General features: G+C 44.8%; 9 protein-coding genes and 3 pseudogenes. 5 read left to right on the top strand and 7 right to left on the bottom strand.

The genetic code is table 11. The features are described from left to right. From AB6D07_RS20430 to AB6D07_RS20455, 6 genes and pseudogenes are all read right to left on the bottom strand, one after another. Positions 1 to 252, bottom strand: a pseudogene (locus AB6D07_RS20430) (transposase); the annotation flags it as partial. 79 nt (positions 253 to 331) lie between these two features. Next, positions 332 to 875 (bottom strand): annotated as a pseudogene (locus tag AB6D07_RS20435) (IS6 family transposase). 261 nt (positions 876 to 1,136) lie between these two features. Next, on the bottom strand, positions 1,137 to 2,537 hold the full coding sequence (locus AB6D07_RS20440) for a cytochrome P450 (RefSeq protein ID WP_372092067.1): 1,401 nt from the start codon (positions 2,535 to 2,537) through the stop codon (positions 1,137 to 1,139). Between the two features lie 158 nt (positions 2,538 to 2,695). Beyond that, the gene (locus tag AB6D07_RS20445; RefSeq protein ID WP_017104230.1) at positions 2,696 to 3,544 is read right to left on the bottom strand and encodes a carotenoid biosynthesis protein; all 849 of its coding nucleotides are present in this window, start codon (positions 3,542 to 3,544) and stop codon (positions 2,696 to 2,698) included. A gap of 230 nt (positions 3,545 to 3,774) precedes the next feature. Further along, positions 3,775 to 4,360: pseudogene (locus tag AB6D07_RS20450) on the bottom strand (IS6 family transposase). Between the two features lie 260 nt (positions 4,361 to 4,620). Beyond that, positions 4,621 to 15,180, bottom strand: a complete 10,560-nt coding sequence (locus tag AB6D07_RS20455; RefSeq protein WP_372092065.1) for a VCBS domain-containing protein — start codon at positions 15,178 to 15,180, stop codon at positions 4,621 to 4,623. A 233-nt stretch (positions 15,181 to 15,413) separates the two neighbouring features. On the opposite strand from AB6D07_RS20455, the gene AB6D07_RS20460 reads away from it, so the two are divergent. The 5 genes from AB6D07_RS20460 (at position 15,414) to AB6D07_RS20480 (ending at position 22,979) form a co-directional block, all read left to right on the top strand. Next, complete coding sequence (locus AB6D07_RS20460; RefSeq protein WP_017102898.1) at positions 15,414 to 15,878, top strand: hypothetical protein; 465 nt, start codon at positions 15,414 to 15,416, stop codon at positions 15,876 to 15,878. 99 nt (positions 15,879 to 15,977) lie between these two features. Then, a complete protein-coding gene (locus AB6D07_RS20465; RefSeq protein ID WP_029222918.1) occupies positions 15,978 to 17,420 on the top strand; it encodes a TolC family protein in 1,443 nt (480 codons plus the stop codon). An 11-nt stretch (positions 17,421 to 17,431) separates the two neighbouring features. Next, on the top strand, positions 17,432 to 19,171 hold the full coding sequence (locus tag AB6D07_RS20470) for an efflux RND transporter periplasmic adaptor subunit (protein ID WP_017102896.1): 1,740 nt from the start codon (positions 17,432 to 17,434) through the stop codon (positions 19,169 to 19,171). After that, entirely contained in the window at positions 19,168 to 22,311 is a 3,144-nt protein-coding gene (locus tag AB6D07_RS20475) for an efflux RND transporter permease subunit (RefSeq protein ID WP_017102895.1), read from the top strand. Before AB6D07_RS20470 ends, AB6D07_RS20475 begins: the two co-directional genes overlap by 4 nt. 107 nt (positions 22,312 to 22,418) lie before the next feature. Then, entirely contained in the window at positions 22,419 to 22,979 is a 561-nt protein-coding gene (locus AB6D07_RS20480) for a cupredoxin family protein (protein WP_017102894.1), read from the top strand. A gap of 108 nt (positions 22,980 to 23,087) precedes the next feature. Here the strand turns inward: AB6D07_RS20480 and AB6D07_RS20485 are convergent, their stop codons facing one another. Further along, the gene (locus AB6D07_RS20485; protein ID WP_017102893.1) at positions 23,088 to 23,345 is read right to left on the bottom strand and encodes a hypothetical protein; all 258 of its coding nucleotides are present in this window, start codon (positions 23,343 to 23,345) and stop codon (positions 23,088 to 23,090) included. Positions 23,346 to 23,715: the final 370 nt, after the last annotated feature.

Genomic DNA, 23,715 nt, shown 5'->3' on the forward strand with positions numbered 1-23,715 from the left:
GCGGACAACTTAACGGTACATGGGCTAACCTAAATATCGAGTCGATAAATCCTTGAAGCGCTCTCAATGGCCTAGAAAAAACTCGTTTCACCATGAGTGCTGTCGTGATAGCTAAATCACTGAACCGACGCGGCCTCCCGCGCTTATTCTGTTTACTTTGCGCCCACCCGCTTATTGCTTCTTCATCAATCCAAAAGGTCAGAGAGCCACGGTTAATGAGTGATTGGTTGTTTTATAACGAGGCTTAGGCATAGAGCTACGAGAGAGGGTGGAGGTAGCTGATCAGATCGTAGGTTCTTGATTTAGCTACATTGAATTACGCAACAAAGCCTTATCGACCACAGCTCCACCCCAGGCACTGATTTATTTTACCTTTCACTTTTCGATGACTTTGCTCAACTATATTGTTCAGATATTTAATTTGACACACTTCAATCAAGTTGAGTATTTTTCCCATCAGCCAGAGTTGAACATTGACATTATGCAACGCTAACGCGTTGGCACCACTCTTATCGCTAACCACTTTTCCTGGTAAACCATTATAGCAGATTGCCTTGGTAAAGAAGGCGCGAGCCGCTTTCTCATCACGGCGTTTGCAGAGTGAAAAATCAATGAAATGACCGTGCTTCTAACGACTCGAGAGTAATATTTCCACTGACCTTTGACGTTAATGTACGTCTCGTCCATTCACCACGAAGAAGCGACTGGCTTCTTTATTTACGTGCCTGGTGCTCAAGCAGGGGAGCGTATTTAATGACCCAACGGTTCAATGTTGAGTGGTCAACACTGAGGCCGCGCTTAGCTAACAGCTCTTCAATTTCATGGTAGCTCAGTTTGTAGGAAATATAGTAACGAACGGACTGCAGTATGATCAGAACCTACCACCCTTGTTCGCGACAAACCCCCTAGGAGAAGGCAATGCCAACCTCACTTGAGAAGAAGAGATTTGAGTTCCATAATAAGATCGTTTGCGGGATAATTATCGATTAAAGAACAAAAGTCTTCTTCTAATTGAAGATATTTAAAAGCACGATGTCTCAAATTCCGTCTATCTTCTTCACCAAGCCACTTACTTTGGATAAAGGTACACTTTAATTCCAGCTTTAGGTCATCCATATGCTGTCCTTCTTGCCCAGTTAAAGTTTGATATTCCTCTTGTCAGCATCAGCAACTTTTTTAATTTTGACTTTAAATCCAACAGGCGACATGGTGAACGCGAACTGTTCGAACACATCTTCAGGAGCTTGCTGAGGCTCTAACGTAAATTCATTAAATAAAGAATGAAACGCCAATTTTATTTCCATAATAGCGAGTGAACGACCCGGACAAAGCCTTGCCCCCCCGCCAAATGGTTGAAGGTTCGAAAATGACGCCCCTTTTTTATTTATCCAACGATTAGGATCGAACGACATTGGATCTTCAAACAAATCGGGATCAAAACCGTTAGCATGCAGTATTACGAAAACAGGCGTGCCTTTTTTTATTTCAAAATCAACAAGATAAGTATCTTTTGTCGGCTCTAGGTAAAGCTGAGGAGCCACAGGTTTAAGGCGCATCGCTTCATACATAATTGCTGTCATGTAGGGAACCCGAGGGATCGGCCACTCTAATACAGAAGCTTCTCCCAGATCAGCCAGTTCACTTTGTAAAGCTTGCTCGCTACCTTGGTTTCCACTCACAAGAAACGCCATCCAAGCAAGAGTGTTTGCTGTGGTATCTTCCCCTGCTAATAACAGAGTAATGGCGTTCGCTAGAATATCTCGATCAGTCAGTGATGTATCCAATTCTTGTTCCAGCAGCATTATTTGAAGCATATTTTCTGGCGACTCTCTAAGTTCAGGACACTCAGCCAAACGCGTGCGCTGCTTATCAATACAAGTCGACACAAAATGACCGATCTCTTCTAAACTTGCATCGAACTGAGTATCTTTCTTGGTTTTGAAAAATCGCCATAAAGGAATAGGAGACTTAGAGCGCTGGCTAATCACAGGAAAGACATGTCGTAAACTTTCTCCAAGAGGAGTGTCTGATTGCTCAATCGAATTAAAGTCTTCACCAAAAGCCAACAATGATGTGACATCTACTGTGTATTTTTTGAATTCGCTAACTAAATCAACGACAGTTCCTGATTCTGATAACTTTTCAAAGTGCTTTCTTAAACGTTCGGTAATCACACTTAACTTAGGGTAAAAATGTTTAAGGTGGCTAGGCTGGAACATAGGCTCAGTCAACTTTCTCTGATGTTTCCAACGATCACCTTCTGCAGAAAAAATACCGTTAAGCCCTGCTTCTTCAAACACACTTTCAATGCTTTTCAAACGGCGAAAGTCATCTGGCCTCGATTTTAAAATCGCCTTAATCTGAGAGGGTTCAGAGAGAACCATTACATCCTTCATTCCCAGTTTCAAACGAAAATAAGCACCATATTCATTCACCCAAGACAGCATCTGTTGATGAACATTGGGTTTCTTCAAATAACTCACATGCCCCAAAATCCCCGATTTAGGAGGCATTGGAAGCTGTTCAATTTTCTGCATTTGTATTACCTTAACTTGATCTGAATGCTATGAATAGGAGGTGCTGAGAGCGGCTTAGCATGCTTGTTATCGTAATACGAAACTTTGGTTGTGATACAACGCTAGCGCGTGTAAACAATGTGAGTACCGTATTGTGTGAACTAAAGAACTCTTGTCGCTCAGAGCGAGTGACTGCGGTGTCGGTAGATCTTATAGATAGATTGGATACCGATTGGCAGCATAGTAAAGATACCAATAAGCATCACACTTCCATAAATGTCTTTTGAGCTAAAAATTTCGCCATGCAAAGTGGCGACATCAAGGTTGTCTTTGAACAAGAAGCAAAGGATGTATTTTGACATTATGGTAACGTAAATGATTGAGGGCAGGTATAAGTAACCATGGGGCGGGATTTGCTTCAAATGTACTTTATCGTTGTAGCACCATAATGAGAAAGGCAAATAAAAGGTAAATACGCATAAAAACCACCCAAAGAAATTACTTAACGGAACGCCAAAATACACACCACGATCGGTCCAGACCCACAGCGATTTGATGAGCGAATTCACAGGATCCATAACGACATCCCATGAAACCATTACAAATGAGGCAGTAAGAGAGATGATGATTGCTTTACTTTTCGTTTGTATCGGTTTATCAAACTGATTAAGAAGGATGGTTGATATAAACCAAGAGACATAACCCAAACTGAAGTAGGTCGGCATGATTGCTAATGGGACGTCAAATATTTTAATTCCTAGTCGGTCAGAATAATAATAGTGACCGAAAGGAAATCCACTTGAAATACTAACGCTTTCGTAGAAAACACTGACAACGAAGACTAATAGAAAGAAACATGACATTTTCTTTATACCGCAATAGACACTACCGTGTAATATTGCAAACGGGAACAAAATTAGTGGAGTAAATACGCTCGATATATGTAAGTCGGTATAACCTCGAAGAAATGAATAAACAATATAAATAATGGTGATTGCAAGCAAGAATAAAGGTGCTCTAGGCTTCATATACTACTCTTATTTTTGAAACTAAAAGTCATGATAACGATTAGGCAAGATGAATAATGGTGCTAATCAATTGATATCAAATAGACGATAATAATAAAGCGGGACAGAATATCATGAAAAGTTTGTTGCCTGGTCTAATCAGTGGCTTTGATGTAATGTGATCTGTACCATTAATACGGTTGTGTCGCAAAGTTATGACGAAGTACAAGTGTACAGATCTTCAGATGCAATTAGGCTGCTAGGGCGTAAAATTGCTCCCAAGCAGATAAGCCTTCAGGATTATCGAGCTGTTCACTTTTAATTATCGACCACAGTTCCACGCCTGCCAGGGTGGAACTGGCTCCCTCATCTGATTTCCCATCAGCCAGAGTTAAACATTGACATTATGTAACGCTAACGCGTTGGCACCACTCTTATCGCTAACCACTTTTCCTAGTAAACCCTTATAGCAGATTGCCTTGGCAAAGAAGGCGCGAGCCGTTTTCTCATCACGGCGTTTGCAGAGTAAAAAATCAATGAAATGACCGTGCTTCTCAACGACTCGATAGTAATATTTCCACTGACATTTGACGTTAATGTATGTCTCGTCCATTCGCCACGCAGACGCGACTGGCTTCTTTATTTACGTGCCTGGTGCTCAAGCAGGGGAGCGTATTTAATGATCCAACGGTTCAATGTTGAGTGGTCAACACTGATGCCGTGCTCAGCTAACACCTCTTTAATTTCACGGTAGCTCAGCTTGTAGGAAACATAGTAACGAACGGACTGTAGTCTGATCTCAGAAGGAAAGTGACGGCCAGTAAACTTAATAGTCATAATGTTAAAGCTGAAGAATGTTGAGGGGTGATCATAACCTCCCCCCTTGTTTGCGACACAACCCCTGTTTCTTGTGATTAAAATTTGCCGCCACTATATCGCCATTCGGGTACTGGAAGTAAGCATAACTCCATGATTTTTCGTTACATTAAGTTAGCTTTGAGATTATAGGTTATAACTGAAATTTAAAAGAGAATAGAAATAAAAAGGAACACTAAATAGTGTTCCTTTTTTGGTTTTAGTGATTGGCATTTTATGCGTTAACTATTTGGATCAATGTCCGGTAACCCACCATCGATATCGTTGTGGTGGTGCTCATCATCTTGGTTATGGTTGATGTTTGCATCATGGTGTTCCAGCGCGTCTGACATATCCAAGTGCGCTTGGTCATGTGTTGCTGCATCTGGTTGGTCGACTTGTGCAAGTACGATATCCATATCCGCAGGTTGATCGTGAACCGTTGTCGATGTCGCATCGGGTTTAATGCCCAATGCATCCAGATAAGCGGCTGCACCATGGTGACTGCTTTTCTGATCGGGTTCTTGATGGGTCTGCTGGGTTAAATCTAGATTGCTATCATCGCTTAGTGTGACCGTAAAGTCGGCTTGCGAAGCCATGTCTGGCTCGTCATGTTGAACAGGAGGCGGTGGCGGTGGAGCAGGGTGCGATGTATGGACTAAAGGTGTGATCGTCATATCAACCACTTCAGTTCCAACTGTCAGCTTTCCACTATTTCCTGGCCCATGACTGAGTATCTGGATGTTCACATGGGCGACCACTTCATCTTGATTTGACCCTTGTAATGCTACTTCAAATTTATCTTCGTGTTGACCGATACCTGAAGCGCTGCCATGTGGGCCCGTATGAACCTGAGCTTGCTCTTGGTAATGTAAGTGGCCGGTTTGAGGGTCAATGGTTAATGTTCCATATTGCCCATGGTGGCTGGTGACATATTGTCCATTAGGTAAATGGATTCGCCAACCGCTTTGTGCTGTTGGTACCGGAGTTAACGATGGTAATAGTGGTGGCACCCCAAGTGTGCCAGACACTTGGTGGCTTCCCGATGGCGGTCTGACAATAATTGGTTCAGGAATAGCGCTTGCAGCAAAACCTTGGCTACCTGCGGTATTACCGTGTTCGTCAGTCATTGTTGCTTGTACATTAGAACCCGGATGAACTTCAATTTGTATTCCGTGCTGTAGAGTATGAGCATCTAATACATGATCCTGACCGTTAACGACAAGATGCTCACCGATTTTGGCATCACCAGGAGGCGTAACGGTTGCAGTGATCGTGTTTGCTTGTCCTCGGGCGATTTCAGCTTTGCTGTATAAGTTGTCTGCCCCTGCGTTTTCAAAGGTAATCGTAGGAACGCTAACCTGTGTATCGACTTGGTAAGTAACATCTGCAGTGGCATGAGCGCTATTACCTGCGCTATCTGTTACCGCTACTGATGCCTCTATTTTTTGGTCAGCATCGGCAATGAGTTCACTTCCAGGTACGGCAATTGAATAGTGTCCTTTTGCATCGACCACGCCAGTATGCTGTGTCCCATTTACATCTAAAGTCACAATGTCGCCTGCATTATAATCGCCAGAAACGGATCCGGTGATGTCAATGGAGCTGTTGGATTCTTGAGCATTAATCACATTGTCGGCGGTAATTGGGTCTGTTTGAATACCGACGTGTACTTGTGTATCTATATGGACGGAAAGAAGCGAAGATATTGTTGATAGCCCAGATGAAGGAGTTAATGCCTTAGCGGATAGATTATGATTGCCATCGGTTAAGCTATCGACCACTACGCTATATTGACCTGAAGCATTAGATACCGCATGTCCAATAGGTTTTGAACCATCGTATATCGTCACTTGAGAATATGGAATATCGGTGTGTCCGGTAATTGTTGGAGTGGCATCATTAGTCAGATTGTCAGTGTTAGACGAACCTGAATCACTTGTTGACGCGAGATCCAGAGTAACGGTGTTCGTTGGCGCGACGTTAGTGCCTGAAGGCAAGGTTGGTTGCGTCGTAGTTACCACAGGTTGGTGCAGAACAGTCGTCGAGGTGACTAAGCTACCCGTTGGTGACATGGTGACATGTCCCGAGGCATCAAAGGTGATGAATTTCGAATCTTCCGTATGGCCGTCACTGACTTTTACTTCGAATACATCGACACCATGATAGGAGTTGGTGGCAGAGTTATAACTCATTCCTGTGATAGACGTATTTGGTGTGTAGACGTAGTCACCAGTATTTGGATCGACGGACAGTGAACCGAATTGCCCTGTTGAACTGACAATAGAGAAGGTATGAGAGTCAGTAACATCTACATCAGTCTCTGTTAATGTACCTGTCGTTGATGATGTTTGGTTAACGCCGAGAATCGGTGCGTCATTGGTTCCGGTAATGGTAACCACGATATCATGGTGCGTGCCATCTGCAGATTGAACCGTGATGGTTTCAGTGTCTGTCTGACCTTCGCCAAGCTGTTGAACTATAGGATGGTTGTTGTCAAGGTCGTAAGTCCAGTGACCATTTACATCGATATGAGCGTGCCCATAGCCTTTGCTTCCGGCTATTCCAGCTCCACCCTGTACCGCGGTAAACCCTGCGGTTCCATCAGGGTCACTCGCCGTCAACGTACCTGAAGCTTGAAGTGTTATGTCTTCTTTTGCCACTCCTGTGGAGTCTCCACTGAATGTTGCAGGGTCAGCGACACTCGCTATATTAATGAGTATTGACCCTTCTTTTGAATCAAGATGACCATCGTTTGCGGTAAATTGCACCGCCCCTAATCCGCTGACACCAGAACTAAAGTAGTTGTGAGTTGGGGTGAAGATGAGTGATGAAACGTCGGAGGCGCTGACGTCATCACCAATATTCACTGTGGCGCCATTCAGCGATAACACGCCATGGGCGACATTGGTAATCGTGATGTGGTTTAACGCATCTCCATCAATATCAGAATATTTAAAGTCTGCGGTGGTGAACGCATGAGGCTTATCTTCTAAAGAACTAATAAAACTCGATCCAACGATAGGTGCATCATTGACTGCATTGACATCCACTACCATCGTTGCGCTTGCCGAATTTTTATGGCCATCATTCGCAGTAAATGTAAATTGTGCATAGTTGGCGCCGTTTTCATTATTGCTCGGCGTGAAAGTTAAATGGCCTGCGTCTAAGTCAGCCTTGCTGATTTGCTGGTTGGCGGTTACGGCGTTACCGTTTAAAAGTAATAATCCATGACTCGGTAAGCTGCTAATAGTCACGAACTGTAACGCATCGCCATCTTGATCACTGTAACCAAATTCACTGGTGGTAAAGGTTCTGGTGATGTCTTCATTTGTAGAAACAGTTTGCCCTGTCACCGTTGGCGCATGTTGTAGAGGAGGGGTGACTTCAATAGAGAGAGAGTTTTGAGAAGAATCTCCTATTGGGTTACCCCCATCATCACCGACACGATAAACCATACTTGGCACTTTACCTGTAAAGCCAGCTTCCGGGGTGAAGGTATAATGACCATTCGCTTCGATCGCGAGTGTACCGATACCGGCCATAGTATGTGGTTGCCCAGGCCTTACCGCGACATAACCTGACACGGGGTCCTTTATTTGAATATCTTGCAACACCAGATGTGCGTTGGAATCGGTGTCTGTTGCTGCACCACTCAATCCTTGATCCGTCCCAGAGCCAGTAAGTAGATTCCCTTGAACTGGACCACTATGTTGAACACCAGAATCACTGAGGCTGTGTAGAACAGGATCATCGGTGGTCCCATTAATCGTGACGGTTATTGAATGCTTGGTACCGTCTTTTGATGTGACTTCAATGCTATCTGTGAGTGTTTGTCCATTGTCTAAGTCTTGAATCTGCGTACTCTTGTTGTCTGCTTTATAAACCCATGTCCCAGTACTAGTGATGTCGAAATGACCATAGGTTCCATCCAGAGATATTTTCGGTTGCCCCTTAAGATCTAATGCAGCTTCGCCATGACCATCAGCGTCAGAAACAATCAGGTGCCCATGGCAATAAAGGGCATCTGGAATAGTTGCTGACCCCGTGATATGCGCGTTGTGGTGAATGTTTGTATCTTCTTTTATGCTGCTGGAGTCACCGGCAAATGTGGCGGCATCATTAACTGCTGCAAGGGTTGTGATTGCTCCTGTATGAGTCGTTCCGCCATGCGCATCTGTGACGTCATAGCTAAAATGAACTTGGCCGTTATAGTCTTTGGTTGGAGTAAAAGTGTAGGTGCCGTCTTTGTTATCGACTACAGAGCCGTGATCGACTAACAGATTCTCAATGGAAAGCTTACCTGCGTCATTGGCATCCACGTCGACAGTATTGCCTAATAAATCAGCTTTGGTGAAAGTAAGAGCTGTATCTTCTGTGCCTGTGGAAAGTGTTACTTCAGAACTGATATAAGGTCTATCATTATCACCATGAATGGTAATGACTATGTCTTGCGCAGTACCATCTTTAGAATAAATGGTAATCGTATCTGTTAATTCTTGCCCATCGCCTAATTGATCGATCTTTGTGGCTACGTTTTGTTGGTTACTACCAACGGTAACCTTATAATGCCAATTACCATCGGCATTTAGTATTAATTGACCATAAGTGCCATGGTGGGAGTAGCCTATGCCTTTTGTATCAAATTGTGCTTCGCCAGTGTCTGGGTCAATAATCTCTAACTTGCCATCAGTATATAAAGGGTCATTGGTTAATTTAGCCATCCCAAGCTGTGCGTAGTTTGGTGACCGATCATGATAGGTACCATGCCCTTCATCGACATCGCCAGTTGTCGTTCCAGTGATTACTGCTGTGTCACCAACCGCATCAATATGAAGAGTGTTAGTAGCCTCTTGTGAGTCATCATGCCCATCGTTAACAGTATATTTAAACTGAACATCGCCATTAAAATCTTGCGCAGGAACGAACTGAAGTTTACTGATGTCAGCTGTAGGGATGTGTTGCCCCGCTGTAACATCGTGTCCATCAAGCACAAATTTACCTTGTGTTGCTGGTGGTAGATCTGTGATTGCAACTGAATGTAGCGTATCGCCACTATCAACATCCGTAAATCCAAACTGACTCGCTTGCATTTGATAATGCGTGTCTTCAGTGCCGTTACTTAGCGCAACTTGGGTAACGGTTGGCGCATCATTGGTGCCTACAACGTCTATGTGCAACTCGTATGCCGTTCCATCATAACTATGAACACGGTAGATAACGGTTTCAGTTTGCCCTTGAGCAAGGTGTTGCAAATTGGCATTATTAACGCTGTACCCCCAATTGCCCATGCTATCAATACGTAACATGCCAACAAACGGATCGTGAACTGCTGATTCACCAAACTGGCTGTATTGGAATTTATTCTCCCCGCTATCTGGATCCACAACTTGTAGTCTTCCATTCGCGAGCTCAGTTGTAACCCCTGCATTGTGGCTGCTGTGTGAACCATCTTCAGTGACGTGGTCAGTTGTTACTTCTGAAATGATGGCGCCGTCTGGGGTAGCGGTGAGTGTGGTAGACGCCCCTGTATGAGTCGTTCCGCCATGCGCATCTGTCACATCATAGCTAAAATGAACTTGGCCGTTATAGTCTTTGGTTGGAGTAAAAGTGTAGGTGCCGTCTTGATTATCTAGAATAGAACCATGATCAGCGTGAAGATTCGCAACGGTGAGTTTGCCTAGGTCGTTGCTATCCACGTCTATAGTGTTTGCTAAGAGTTCGCTGGCCGTGATGGTTTGCGCGAGGTCTTCTTTACCGCTGTTGAGCTGCACTTCTGAAGAGCAGTATGGACGGTCGTTGTCGCCATGAATGGTGATAACAATATCATGAGTAGTACCGTCTTTACTTTGTATCGTTATCGTATCAGTGAGTGTCTCATTTGCACCAAGTTGATCAATCGTCGATCCTACATTTGTTGTTAATCCACCATTTACATCAGCAGTGCCGGTCGCAACACCATAAAACCATTTACCATCTGTATTAAGAATTAAATGGCCATATTTTCCATGATAGGTATAACCAATACCTTTAGAATCAAAACTATTCTCGCCGGTATCTGGATCGATGATTGTTAGTTGCCCCTCAACATGAATCATACTATTAGTTAAATGCGCCATACCTGACTGGGCAAAGTCTGGCGACATATCAGGGTTTCTGTTTTCATAAACATCGCCAGTATCCACACCTGATATAACGGCTTTATCTCCCACCGCATCAATATGAAATGTGTTGGTAGCCTCTGCAGAGTCGGTATGCCCATCGTTAACAGTATATTTAAACTGAACATCGCCATTAAAATCTTGCGCAGGAACGAACTGAAGCTTACTGATGTCAGCTGTAGGGATGTGTTGCCCCGCTGTAACATCGTGTCCATCAAGCACAAACTTACCTTGTGTTGCTGGTGGTAGATCTGTGATTGCTATGGAATGTAGCGTATCGCCTGTGTCGATATCGTTGAACCCAAACTGACTAGATTGCATTTGGTAATGTGTATCTTCAGTGCCATGTGCAAGTGTCGTCGCAGTTATGGTCGGTTGATCATTGGTGCCTGTCACCGTTATTGTTATATCGTGAGCAGTGTGGTCTGCAGAATAAACACGATATACAACTTTTTCTACCTCACCTTCAGCTAATGATTGCAAGCGACTATTGGCGACTTCATATCCCCAAGCGCCACTTGGTGTAATGCGTAAAAAACCACCAAAGGGATCGTGAATCGCCTGTTCTCCTAATAACAGATTGACCTGAAAATGGTCTTGCCCTGCATCAGGATCTGTCACACTCAGCAAACCCGATGCAACGACAGGCTGTAATGAACTGTGACCCACATTATGATCTTCAATAATCGTTCCGGTATCACTACCGCTTATAACCGCTTTATCAGCAACTGCACTTAAACTGCTGGTAGCTCCAGTATGAGTGACACCGCCATGTGCATCTTTGACATCATAGGTGAAATGAACTTTACCGTTATAGTCTTTTTCTGGTGTGAAAGTGTATGTACCATTTTGGTTATCTAAAATCGAGCCGTGATCTGGATGAAGGTTTGCTACTGTAAGCAGTCCAGAGTCATTTTTATCGACATCTATTGAATTTTGTAACAGTTGTGCAGCTGTAATGGTTTGTCTCGTATCTTCAGTACCTGCGTTGAGTTGTACTTCTGAAGAGCAATAAGGCCTGTCGTTACTACCATTGATAGTGATGACTATATTATGTGGTGTTCCATCTTTTGTGTGAACGGTGATAGTGTCTGTGAGTGTTTCACCCTCACCTAACTTATCGATAGCGGAGCCTCTGGTCGTGGGCCTTCCACCAATGTGAGTGAGACTTCCAGCATCGGCATAGTAATTCCAATCGCCATTTGGATTTAAAATTAAGTCACCATATGTACCGTGATAGTTATACCCCACATTATTATCAGCAAAGCCAGACTGACCAGAGTCAGGATCAATCACAGATAAATGTCCATTAGCGTTTAGTGTACTAACTCGAAGTGTCGCCATACCCGATTGAGCATGATCTGGTGACATATTATCTCCAGCCGCTTTCTCAGTGACACTTGCAGTATCTACTCCACCTACCACAGCATTATCATTAGTGCCGTTTACTGTAATGGTGACCTGATGAGGTGTGCCATCGGCTGAATGAACGGTAATGGTATCAGTAGCGGTTGCGCCATTACCTAACGCTTGAACTGCTGGGTTAGTGTTATCTAAGTCGTAGGTCCAAGCGCCATTATCTGTTAGATGTAATGTACCTAAGGAGCCTTGGATATCAGTATTAGCAAAGTGTGCTTCACCGCTATCGGTATCAGTAATGGTTAATGTGCCAGTAGTTTGTAGTTGTGTCTCTTCTGTTACTGCGCCTGCAGAAGTCCCACCAATTACAGCCGTATCATTAGTCCCATTCACCGTAATGGTAATTTGATGCGGCGTACCATCTGCTGAGTTGACAGTAATAGTATCAGTCGCTGTCGCGCCTTTACCTAAGGCTTGAACTTGTGGATTCGTATTATCTAAATCGTAAGTCCAAGTGCCGTTATCAGTTAAATGTAAAGTGCCTAATGTGCCTGCAATATCAGTGTTGGAGAAGTGTGCTTCACCAGTATCTACGTCAGTGACAGTCAGTGTACCTGACGTCTGAAGTTTAGATTCTTCAGTCACTGCACCAGAGTTTGTACCGCCAATGATGGCCTTGTCGTTAGTGCCATTAACCGTAATAGTAATTTGATGTGGTGTGCCGTCAGCAGAATGGACAGTAATGGTATCGGTAGCGGTTGTTCCTTTACCTAACGCTTGAACGGTTGGGTTCTTATTATCTAAGTCATAAGTCCATGTACCCGAATCAGTGAGGTGTAAGGTGCCTAAAGTCCCAGCAATATCGGTATTGGAGAAGTGTGCTTGACCGGCATCAACATCAGTCACAGTCAGTGATCCAGAGGTTTTAAGCTGAGATTCTTCGGTGACAGCTCCTGAGCTTGTTCCACCAATAATTGCTTTGTCGTTAGTGCCGTTTATTGTAATCGTTACTTGATGGCTGGTGCCATCTGCAGAGTGAACAGTAATGGTATCGGTAGCTGTTTTATTTGCGCCTAACGCTTGAACTGTAGGGTTAGTGTTATCAAGGACGTAAGTCCAAGCTCCTGAATCGGTTAGATGCAGCTTACCAAACGAGCCTGCAATATCGGTAATGGAGAAATGTGCTTCGCCTGTATCGATATCAGTGACAGTCAACGTACCAGAGGTTTGAAGCTGAAATTCTTCGGTGACAGCTCCTGAGCTTGTTCCACCAATAATTGCTTTGTCGTTAGTGCCATTTACCGTAATCGTCACTTGATGTGTTGTGCCATCGGCAGAATGAACGGTGATGGTGTCAGTGGCGGTTACCCCTTTACTTAACGCTTGGACTGTAGGGTTTGTATTATCAAGGTCGTAAGTCCAAGCACCTGAGTCGCTCAGATGTAGAGACCCCAAGTTGCCTACTATATCTGTGTTGGAGAAATGTGCCTCGCCAGTATCTACATCCGTTACCGCAAGTGTGCCCGAGGTCTGAAGTTGGGACTCTTCGGTTACCGCGCCGGCACTGGTTCCGCTTATCACGGCTTTATCATTGGTGCCGTTAACGGTAATTGCAATTTGATGAGGAGTGCCGTCGGCGGAGTGGATGGTTATGATGTCTGTTGTCGCAGAGCCTTGACCAAGAGCCTGAACTTGTGGATTTTTATTATCTAGGTCATAGCTCCAATCGCCATTGTCTTTAAGATGTAAAGTACCCAGTGTCCCCTTGAGGTCGGAATTAGAAAAATGCGCCTCTTTTGAGTCGATATCGGTGATGTTGAGTTGGCCCGAAACCGTTAGGTCTTTATCTTCAGTAACTTGGCTTGAGCCATTACTTGTCCCGATAGCGAAAAACGAACTTGGTGAATTTGCTGTACTACTCGTGATTACCGCATGGTCGTTGGTGCCATTAATCGTAACCGTAACTTGATGTGCTGTGCCATCGGCAGAGTGAACAGTGACGATGTCTGTCGCAGTTGAACCTTGGCCAAGTCTTTGAACTACTGGGTTATTGTTGTCTAAATTGTATGTCCACGCACCGTCTTTGGTGATGCTTAGCGTACCGAAATTACTAGTCACTTGTGAGGCTTGAAAGTGGTCCTCTCCAAGATCAGAGTCCGTTACCGAAAGCTGCCCTTGAACTTGTGTCGTTAAATCTTCAGTTAACGTGCCAGCATCCACACCCGTAATTACGGCATTGTCGTCGTTTCCGCCAATCGTCATATCGATCGTTTGCGGTGTGCCATCTTTGGTGTGAATTGTGAAACTTTCATGCAGTGAAGTGGCAGCGGTTAAAGCTTGAACATTAGAGATCGAGTTATCAACTTGATACTGCCAATGTCCATCAGCATCGATAGTTAATGAACCATATTTACCTGAGATAACTTCCGGCGTAACCGAACTTTCATTTTGGTCAGGGTCTATGACATCAATTTTACCGTTCGCATGTAACAAGCCTTGTGAATCAATATTGTGATCTTCTGTTACGACACCTGTTAAGTCTCCAGAAATACTTGGCGTGTCTTGCTTACCTGTTACTGGTATCTGGACAATGATGCTCGAGCCATTAGATAGATGTAACGCAAAATGGTCAGTACCTGGTTGGTGCTGATTTAACAGGATATATTGAGGAGAATTTGGATTCAATACGAATGTGTATTGACCATTTGCATCAACATGAAGCTCTCCGTACGTACCTTTTATGACTTCTGGCATAAAGGTGACGGGTAAAGCGGGCGTCGTAGGCGCATTCGAATGAATCGGCTGACCGTTACTTCCTGAGGAGATAGTCGGCATCGATACCGAAGGAATGTAATGGACTTGCGGGTGAGAAAGCGTCGATAAATGATGAGAAGGAACCAAGTGAGAGCTCGAACCATGGGCGGCATGACTTGCACTTAAGGTTGAGTTTACGTCGCTGTCACTCGTCTGAGCTTCTTGATGAACAACCGCTGATGAATCCGCCTTGCTATGGTCATCGGTGACATCTTTTTCGGTCACGTTATTTGCGGTTACTTGATCTGCAGCGTCGCTGGAATTGTCTATACTTTCCGCAGCAGCGTGTTTAGCCAATGATGGCAAAATCATCATGAGTGACTGAAAAAGTGGGATATTCACTTTTAGATGTGAATGCAGTCTGCGCTTCTTTTTTTGTGTTGGTTTCTTTTGTTCTATCTCGTTACTTTTCTTATTTTTGATTTCTGTATTTTTCTTGTTTGTTTCGACGTTTTTTTTGTTAGCCATTTTTATCATCCGTGAATCGTGGTTGCACTGTCTTAAGTAAAATACACAGATAGAGGTTTCGCTAGCTAATTGGATAATTTTTAAAGAAAAAACTGCAAAGTCGAAGAATTATCTCATTTTGATGAAAGAGAGGATGAATACTTTTTCAACGGTCAGGTAAATATCGGCACAATGGCATTGACCTTACCCTAAGGGGAACGTTTATAGTTGCGTTGTAAATTCAAAGGTAAGCTATGACAAACACATTCCGAAAAACTTGGATTATTGTTTTCAGCATCATTGCGATGTTGATGTCTAGCTATGCCTCAAGCTCCTCAGCCTTGATGACTGAAGTAATGATGATGGAAATGGGGTCGAGCAAGTCGGCTTGTTACCACAGCGATACTTCGGTTAATGATTCAATGGCAGGGTGTCATGTGATGAGTGAAGAAGTACACCCTGAAGACTCTAACATGAGTGCTCATGCTTTGATGGCTCAATTCGATATGTCTTCAATGAGCGAAGACGGCAGTCCGATGATGGGTAACCATTGTTCGAGTGCCGATTGCTGTGCCTCAATGTGTTCTGCAAGTCCCTATCCAATTCAGGCTGTTCAAGCCGTTGATCAACTTTCCTTTTCATTAGCTCGTTTTCAATCGGTCACGATTGGCCAGAAAGTCGCACGCGCTCAATCTTTGCTACGCCCACCTTCCGCATAAATCTATATCTAAAAATACAGCTCTATCAGTTAGATAAATCTGATAAGCCATTCTTTTTTATGCGCTAATTAGCGCTAGATATGGACATTCATTGTGAATATGAAACCAACAACCTCTGTGTTTGTCATGAACACGAGCTTAGTGGTTGCTGCTGCCTTGCCTATGGCCTTGTTTTCAAGTGCTACGCTCGCGGCTACCACGGCGTCAGCTTCAAATGCTCAACACATTTCAGCACATGACCAAGCAAGCTCGACGCAGCAACTCAATACACTGATTGAGATTGCTTTAAGCGAAGATGGAAATCGCAAGCAGTACTTTGCTCAGTCTCAAGCGATGCGAGAAACGGGTATTGCCAGCTCGACCTTAATGGACCCGAAATTGAAAGTTGGATTTGGCGGTTTGCCTGTCGATAGCTTTCAATTCGACGAAGACCCGATGACTAATATATCGGTAGGGCTGATGCAGCAGTTTGAGCGTGGCGATACGCTTAACCTCCAACAGAAAAAGGCAGGCCAGCAGGCTGATGCTTTAGCTTTGCAGGTGCAAGCAAGAGAATTGACGGTTGCGAATAGCATGACGCAGCTTTGGCTTGAGTTAGGTTATCAGCAAAAGGCTGAGTCGGTGATTCGTCAAAATCGTCGTTTGTTGGTTGAGCTTGAAAACTATGTACAAACCAATTACTCGATTGGTAAAAGTGAAGCGCAAGATCTGCTTAACGCTCAGCTTCAAGTGAGCAAGCTTGATGAGAAACTTCAGGCAAACCAGCAAGTTCAGCGCCGCTTAATCTCTCAGCTTTCTGAATGGTTGGGTTCTGATTGGCTAGGCTCTCAGGTTCTTGATTCTCAGGGCACACTGAATGCAACTAACCAAATCGATTGGTCATTGTTGGAAAGCAAATTAGCGACCAATATCGATTCAACTAAGCACTACCAGCTACTGACTGACCATCCTTTGGTTAAGATCTCCGATGTCAGTATTTCCTCCAATCAAACTCAGGTTGAGTTAGCCGAGCAAGCTTATACCCCGCAGTTTGGGGTGGAAGTGATGTATGCACACCGTCAAGCCAATAACATGGCGGGTGAACCAGCTTCTGATCTTGTGAGTGCTTATCTGACAGTCGACATCCCCCTGTTTACAGGGAGCCGACAAGATAAAAACTTATCGGCTGCTCAGTATCAAGTTGGTGCGGCCAAATCTCAAAAAGACACCTTACTTTCCCAAATGAACGCGCAAGTGAACGCATTGCTGGTGGACAGATCAAATCTGATCCAGCGATTAGATCGCTATCAAACGTCCTTGCTTCCTCAAACCGCAGCACGAATCAGCGCGGTTGAGAGGGGCTATCAAAACAACACCGCCCAGTTTAACGATGTCATTTCAGCAACGACCGATGAGCTGGCGCTTCAGTTAGAGCAACAACGTTTGATCACCGATCTCAACATCGTTAACAGCAAACTGGCGGCGTTAGTCAGTGGCTTTGAATACCAAGTAAACCAACCACAACTCAATTCAAGCGCAACTAAACACACAGCCAATCAATAAGGGAATAGACAATGAGTTCAGTAAAAGTAGCAACAATCGCTTTATTGGTCGGTGGTGCATTGGGTTTTGGTGTGAACCATTTTCTAATTAATCCAGCACACGACATGTCAGCAATGGCAACGAGTACAGACGCCGAAGTAAGTAAACAAACCAAGGATGAACCTCTGTATTGGGTGGCTCCGATGGACCCAAATTATCAGCGAGACAAGCCGGGTCAGTCACCTATGGGGATGGATTTAATCCCTGTTTACGCGGATGACTCAAGTGGTGTTAAAGATGAGCCCGGTACCGTGTTCATTGATTCGTCGGTAGAAAATAATCTGGGTGTCAAAACAGCTAAAGTTAAGTTCGAAGCGCTATCTCCTCGGATTGAAACCGTGGGTTATGTGGCGTTCGATGAAAGTACATTGTGGCAAACCAACGTAAGAGCAGCTGGTTGGGTTGAGAAGCTCTACATCAACGCAGTGGGTGAGAAGGTAAACAAAGGTGATGTGCTTTTCACACTCTATTCTCCAGAGCTTGTTAAAGCACAAGAAGAGTTGATCAGTGCTTATAAAACGGGTCGTAAAGGTTTGATCAAGGGCTCGACTGAACGCTTAATTACCTTGGGTGTTGATAAGACTCAAATCCGCTCTATTACGCGCAAAGGCAAAGCCTCACAAACCATTGAAGTCAAAGCGCCAGCCGATGGTGTCATCGCAAGTCTGAATATCCGAGAAGGTGGTTACCTTTCACCTGCACAAGCGGTGATCAGTGCAGGCCCATTAGGCGAAGTATGGGTTGATGCTGAGGTGTTTGAGCGTCAAGCGCACTGGATCTCGTCAGGCAGCAATGCAGTGATGACGCTAGATGCCATTCCTGGCAAAGAGTGGTTGGGTAATGTCGATTACGTGTACCCAATCCTTGACCCAAAAACTCGAACTTTGCGCGTTCGTTTGAAGTTCTCCAATCCAAATGGCGAGCTTAAGCCAAATATGTTCGCCAATATTGCGCTGAAACCCATCAGTGATGAAGCCGTTCTTACTATCCCAAGATCTTCGGTTATTCACTCCGGTGGTATGACTCGAGTGGTGATGTCAGAAGGTTCTGGCAAGTATCGTTCTGCTCGTATTGAGGTTGGTCGTGAAGCTGGCGAAAAAATAGAGGTGCTTCAAGGGCTAGAGCAAGGCGAAAACATTGTCACTTCTGCGCACTTCATGTTGGATTCTGAATCGAGCCAATCTGCTGATCTGTCACGCATCAATGGTGTTGAGGAAGAAGCTGAAACCGTATGGGCAAACGGTGAAATTTCCGATGTTATGCAAGGCAGTCGCATGGTGACGATTAACCATCAGCCTGTTCCTGAATGGGATTGGCCGGGCATGGTGATGAATTTCACCTTTGCGGAAGGCTTGGACATGAGTGACGTGCAACGTGGTAAGGCGATTGATTTTGAGATGAGAAAGACAGAGTCAGGGCAGTACGAGGTTGTTGATTACAAGGTCAACAAACACAAGATCGCTGGCGAAGTTTGGGTAACAGGCGACATCACTATGTTGATGGCAGATTTTGGCATGATCACCGTAAAACATCAGCCAGTCCCTGAGTGGAATTGGAAAGCGGGTGAAATGAATTTCCAAGCCAGTGATGACCTTGATTTATCTGAGTTTGCCGAGGGTCAAACCATTCGGTTTCTAGTGGCGAAGCAGGGTTCTGATTATGTGCTCAAATCTCTCGAACCAACGAATAGCACGGGTGAGGGCGAACTATGATCAATGCAATTATTCGCTGGTCTATTAGCAACCGTTTCTTAGTGCTGGTTGCCACTGTCGCCATCGTATTTGGCGGTTTATACAGCGTTAAAAATACACCTGTCGATGCCATTCCTGATTTGTCAGATGTTCAGGTAATCATCAAAACCAGTTATCCGGGTCAAGCCCCACAGGTGGTCGAGGATCAGGTGACCTATCCATTGACCACCGCCATGTTAGCTGTACCGGGTGCTGAAACAGTTCGTGGCTACTCGTTCTTTGGTGATTCCTATGTCTATATCATCTTCAATGACGATACTGATATGTACTGGGCACGTTCACGAGTGTTGGAGTACTTAAGCCAAGTTGCACCTAACTTACCATCGAGTGCCAAGCCAACACTAGGACCCGATGCAACCGGTGTGGGCTGGGTTTACAGCTACGTGTTGCAAGATAAAACAGGTCAGCACGACTTAGCGGAACTTCGTAGTTTGCAAGATTGGTTCTTGAAGTATGAATTGCAAACTGTAGAAGGCGTGTCTGAAGTGGCGACCGTTGGTGGCATGGTGAAGCAGTACCAAGTACAGATTGATCCTGCCAAGTTACGTGCTTACGACCTAACGCTTCAGCAAGTCAACAAGGCAATCCAAGATGGTAATCAAGAAACAGGAGCGTCTGTTGTTGAGATTGCGGAAGCCGAACATATGGTTCGTACCACCGGTTACCTGACAAGCATCGAAGACATTCAATCTCTGCCGCTAAAAGTGACCGACAAAGGTACTCCGTTGCTATTAGGTGACATTGCTGACATTAATCTTGGCCCGCAAATGCGTCGCGGTATCTCTGAACTCAATGGTGAGGGTGAAGCGGTTGGCGGCGTTATTGTGATGCGCTTTGGTGAAAATGCCAGTGAAGTGATCGACTCGGTGAAATCCAAGCTCGCTGAACTGCAAGCTGGCTTACCTGATGGTGTCGAGATTGTCGCAACTTATGACCGTTCTACTTTGATTGATTCAGCCGTTGAAAACCTTTGGAAGAAGCTGGCTGAAGAGTTCATCGTGGTCGCCGTCGTGTGTGCGCTGTTCTTGTTCCATATCCGATCATCACTGGTTATCGCGCTAAGTCTGCCTGTCGGTATCTTAGGCGCATTCATCGTTATGCATTGGCAGGGTATTAACGCCAACATTATGTCTCTTGGCGGGATCGCGATTGCGATTGGCGCCATGGTGGATGGTGCCATAGTGATGATTGAGAACGTTCATAAACACATTGAACGGACTCCGCTTACTGACAAAAACCGTTGGCAAGTGATTGGTAAGGCAGCAGAAGAAGTTGGCGCGCCGCTGTTCTTCTCTCTGATTATCATTACCTTGAGTTTTGTGCCTGTGTTCGCGCTAGAAGGGCAAGAGGGCAAGATGTTCTCGCCACTTGCGTTTACCAAGACGTATGCAATGGCCGCTGCAGCCGGTTTGGCTATCACGCTTGTGCCTGTGCTAATGGGTTACTTCATTCGTGGCAACGTGCTACCTGAACACAAAAACCCAGTAAACCGCAGCCTAGTGGCGATGTACAAGCCGCTTCTAAATCTCAGCCTAAAATATCCAAAGGTGATGATTGTTATCGCACTTGGCTTAATGGCGTCTGCTTATTACCCAACCAGTAAGCTTGGTAGTGAATTCATCCCTCCTTTGGACGAAGGGGATTTGATGTACATGCCAACCACGTATCCGGGTATCTCAATAGGTAAGGCTCGTGAGTTGTTGCAACAAACCAACAAGCTCATCAAAACCATTCCAGAAGTCGAAACCACTTGGGGCAAAATTGGCCGAGCAGAGACAGCAACCGATCCTGCGCCACTGACTATGATTGAAACGGTTATTCAGCTTAAACCGCGAGAACAGTGGCGTGACGGTGTCACTACGGAGTCGCTACGAAAAGAGTTTGATGATCTGATTCAATTCCCCGGTTTGACCAACGCTTGGGTCATGCCAATCAAAACGCGTATCGACATGTTGGCGACGGGTATTAAAACGCCAATTGGTATCAAAATCGCAGGCCCAGATCTGAGCGTGATTGAGGATATTGGCTCTCAACTTGAACCTATCTTGAATGGTGTCAGTGGCACGGCCTCTGTCTACGCTGAGCGTGTTGCGGGTGGTCGTTATGTGACGATAGACATCAAACGTCGTTCTGCTGCGCGATATGGCTTGAGCATTAAAGAAGTGCAACAGGTTATTTCGACTGCGGTTGGTGGCATGAACGTGGGCGAAACCGTTGAGGGGCTAGAGCGTTATCCAATCAATGTTCGTTATCCACAAAGCTATCGTGATTCTGTCGTTAAGTTGCAGAACCTGCCGTTAGTGACACCAAATGGAGCGCGAATTGCTTTGTCTGATGTCGCGGATATTCGCTATGAAGATGGGCCACCAATGATTAAGACGGAGAACGCGCGTCCTAATGGCTGGGTGTTCGTTGACATCGAAGGGCGCGACCTTGGTTCTTATGTGGCAGAGGCGCAAAAAGTCGTTACCGATCAAATCGTCTTGCCTGCGGGTTATTCACTGGCGTGGTCTGGTCAATACGAATACATGGAGCGTGCGAAGGATCGTTTGAGTGTCGTTGTGCCAATCACCATCGCCATCATCATGTTGTTGCTCTACCTCAGCTTCCGCCGTGTTGGTGAGGTGATGATGATTATGCTGACATTGCCACTCGCGATGGTTGGTGGCCTATGGCTGATGCATGTCCTCAATTACAACTTCTCGATTGCGGTGGGTGTGGGCTTTATCGCCCTTGCCGGGGTAGCTGTTGAGATAGGCGTCATTATGTTGGTCTACCTAAACCAAGCATGGCACTACAAAAAATTGGATGCGGAGCAGAACCAGCAAGCACTTCAGAGTGAAGACTTAACGGATGCGATTCGTGAGGGCGCAGGACTGCGTGTTCGCCCAGTGATGATGACGGTACTTACTGTGATTATTGGCCTCATCCCAATTATGTATGGCGAGGGAACGGGCTCTGAAGTGATGCAGCGAATTGCTGCGCCGATGATAGGCGGAATGGCGTCTGCACTATTGCTTACCCTACTGGTGTTGCCTGCAATCTTTAAGCTCTGGAAACAGCGTGAGATTACGCATAGCCAAAACGAACCAAACAAATAACGTATTGATTATTAGTCCTTACTGACCAAAAACAGAGTGAGTAAGGGCGTACCACATGAACATGTGAAACTAACAAATAAATAACTGAATTAATCTAAGGAACGATCATGAAAAAGACACTTATTGCGATTGCACTGACGTTAACTACTGCAACGGCTTTTGCTGAAATGGACCATTCGATGATGAAGAGTGGAGAGATGGATCATTCAAAAATGGATCACAGCATGATGAAGGATGGAAAGATGGACCATTCGAAGATGATGAATATGGATGGAATGATGAATATGGAAGGCATGTCTGAAGTGGGTATGCCTGCGACAGGCGCAAAGCCGGATAAAGTGGTTCATGTTCTGTTAAGTGACGATATGAAAATCACCTTTAAGAACAAGGTTGATATTGAGCCGAACGACGTGGTGCAGTTCGTTGTTATGAACACGGGCAAGATTGATCACGAATTCTCGATTGGTTCTGCTTCAGAGCAGTTAGAGCACCGTGAAATGATGAAAAACATGGGTAATCACGCTCATGACTCGGGCAGCACAGTTACAGTTAAGCCGGGCAAAGCAAAGCAGATGCTTTGGCATTTCCATGGTGATAATCAAGTCGAATTTGCCTGCAATATTCCAGGACATGCGGAAGCGGGCATGGCGAAGTCGATAACGCTTTAGGCATTATCTAATAGAGCTAGAAATAGCTGCTGGGAAAGTACTAAAAACAGAAAGCTAAAAGATAAGTCTTAGTTCATCGCGCTAGTTGAGACTTATCTTTCTTGGCCATTACTGTAATAGGATCGATGTTTCCAGTAGGTGGTGTGCTTCGCCGCTCAGGTGCGGTAGCTCTGCCATGATCTTTTTAAACTTGTCGTCGATCGATTCCACTTCATTCAAAGAACGAAACGCAAGCACGGCCTGTTCTGGTTCGCTGCTCACATAACCTTTCAACGTATTAAGCTGAATTTTGTTCGCATTTTCGACTTTTGACAGTGCGACATTGATTGCTTCGATGTTTATTGTTAACTCATTGCTTTTAAACATTTTTAATTATTTTTGGTTGTTGCTAATGCGCGCACATTAACACAATGATTTTTGCAGATATTGACCAAGATTATTAAATTGGAACAATTTTGAAAATCGTTAAAAGCTAGACTGCAATATGTGATGGGAAAGGTTTAAGAAATTCGAAGCGATTTAAGGAGTTAATAGCGCTAGCGGCTCAATTAGCGTTGGTTGGTTAGACTTAACAAAATGGGTTTAAGCTATATGGATTAATGCTTATAGATTTAACGAGCGGAGAAGTTTTTTGAATAGGGTATCGCTGGAAGAAAACACGTAACGAAACATAAAGAGGAATTGGAGCGTGCAGCGGGAATCGAACCCGCATCATCAGCTTGGAAGGCTGAGGTAA

This window comes from Vibrio sp. 10N.239.312.C11 (genome assembly GCF_041466065.1).
Classification (GTDB): domain Bacteria; phylum Pseudomonadota; class Gammaproteobacteria; order Enterobacterales; family Vibrionaceae; genus Vibrio; species Vibrio tasmaniensis_A.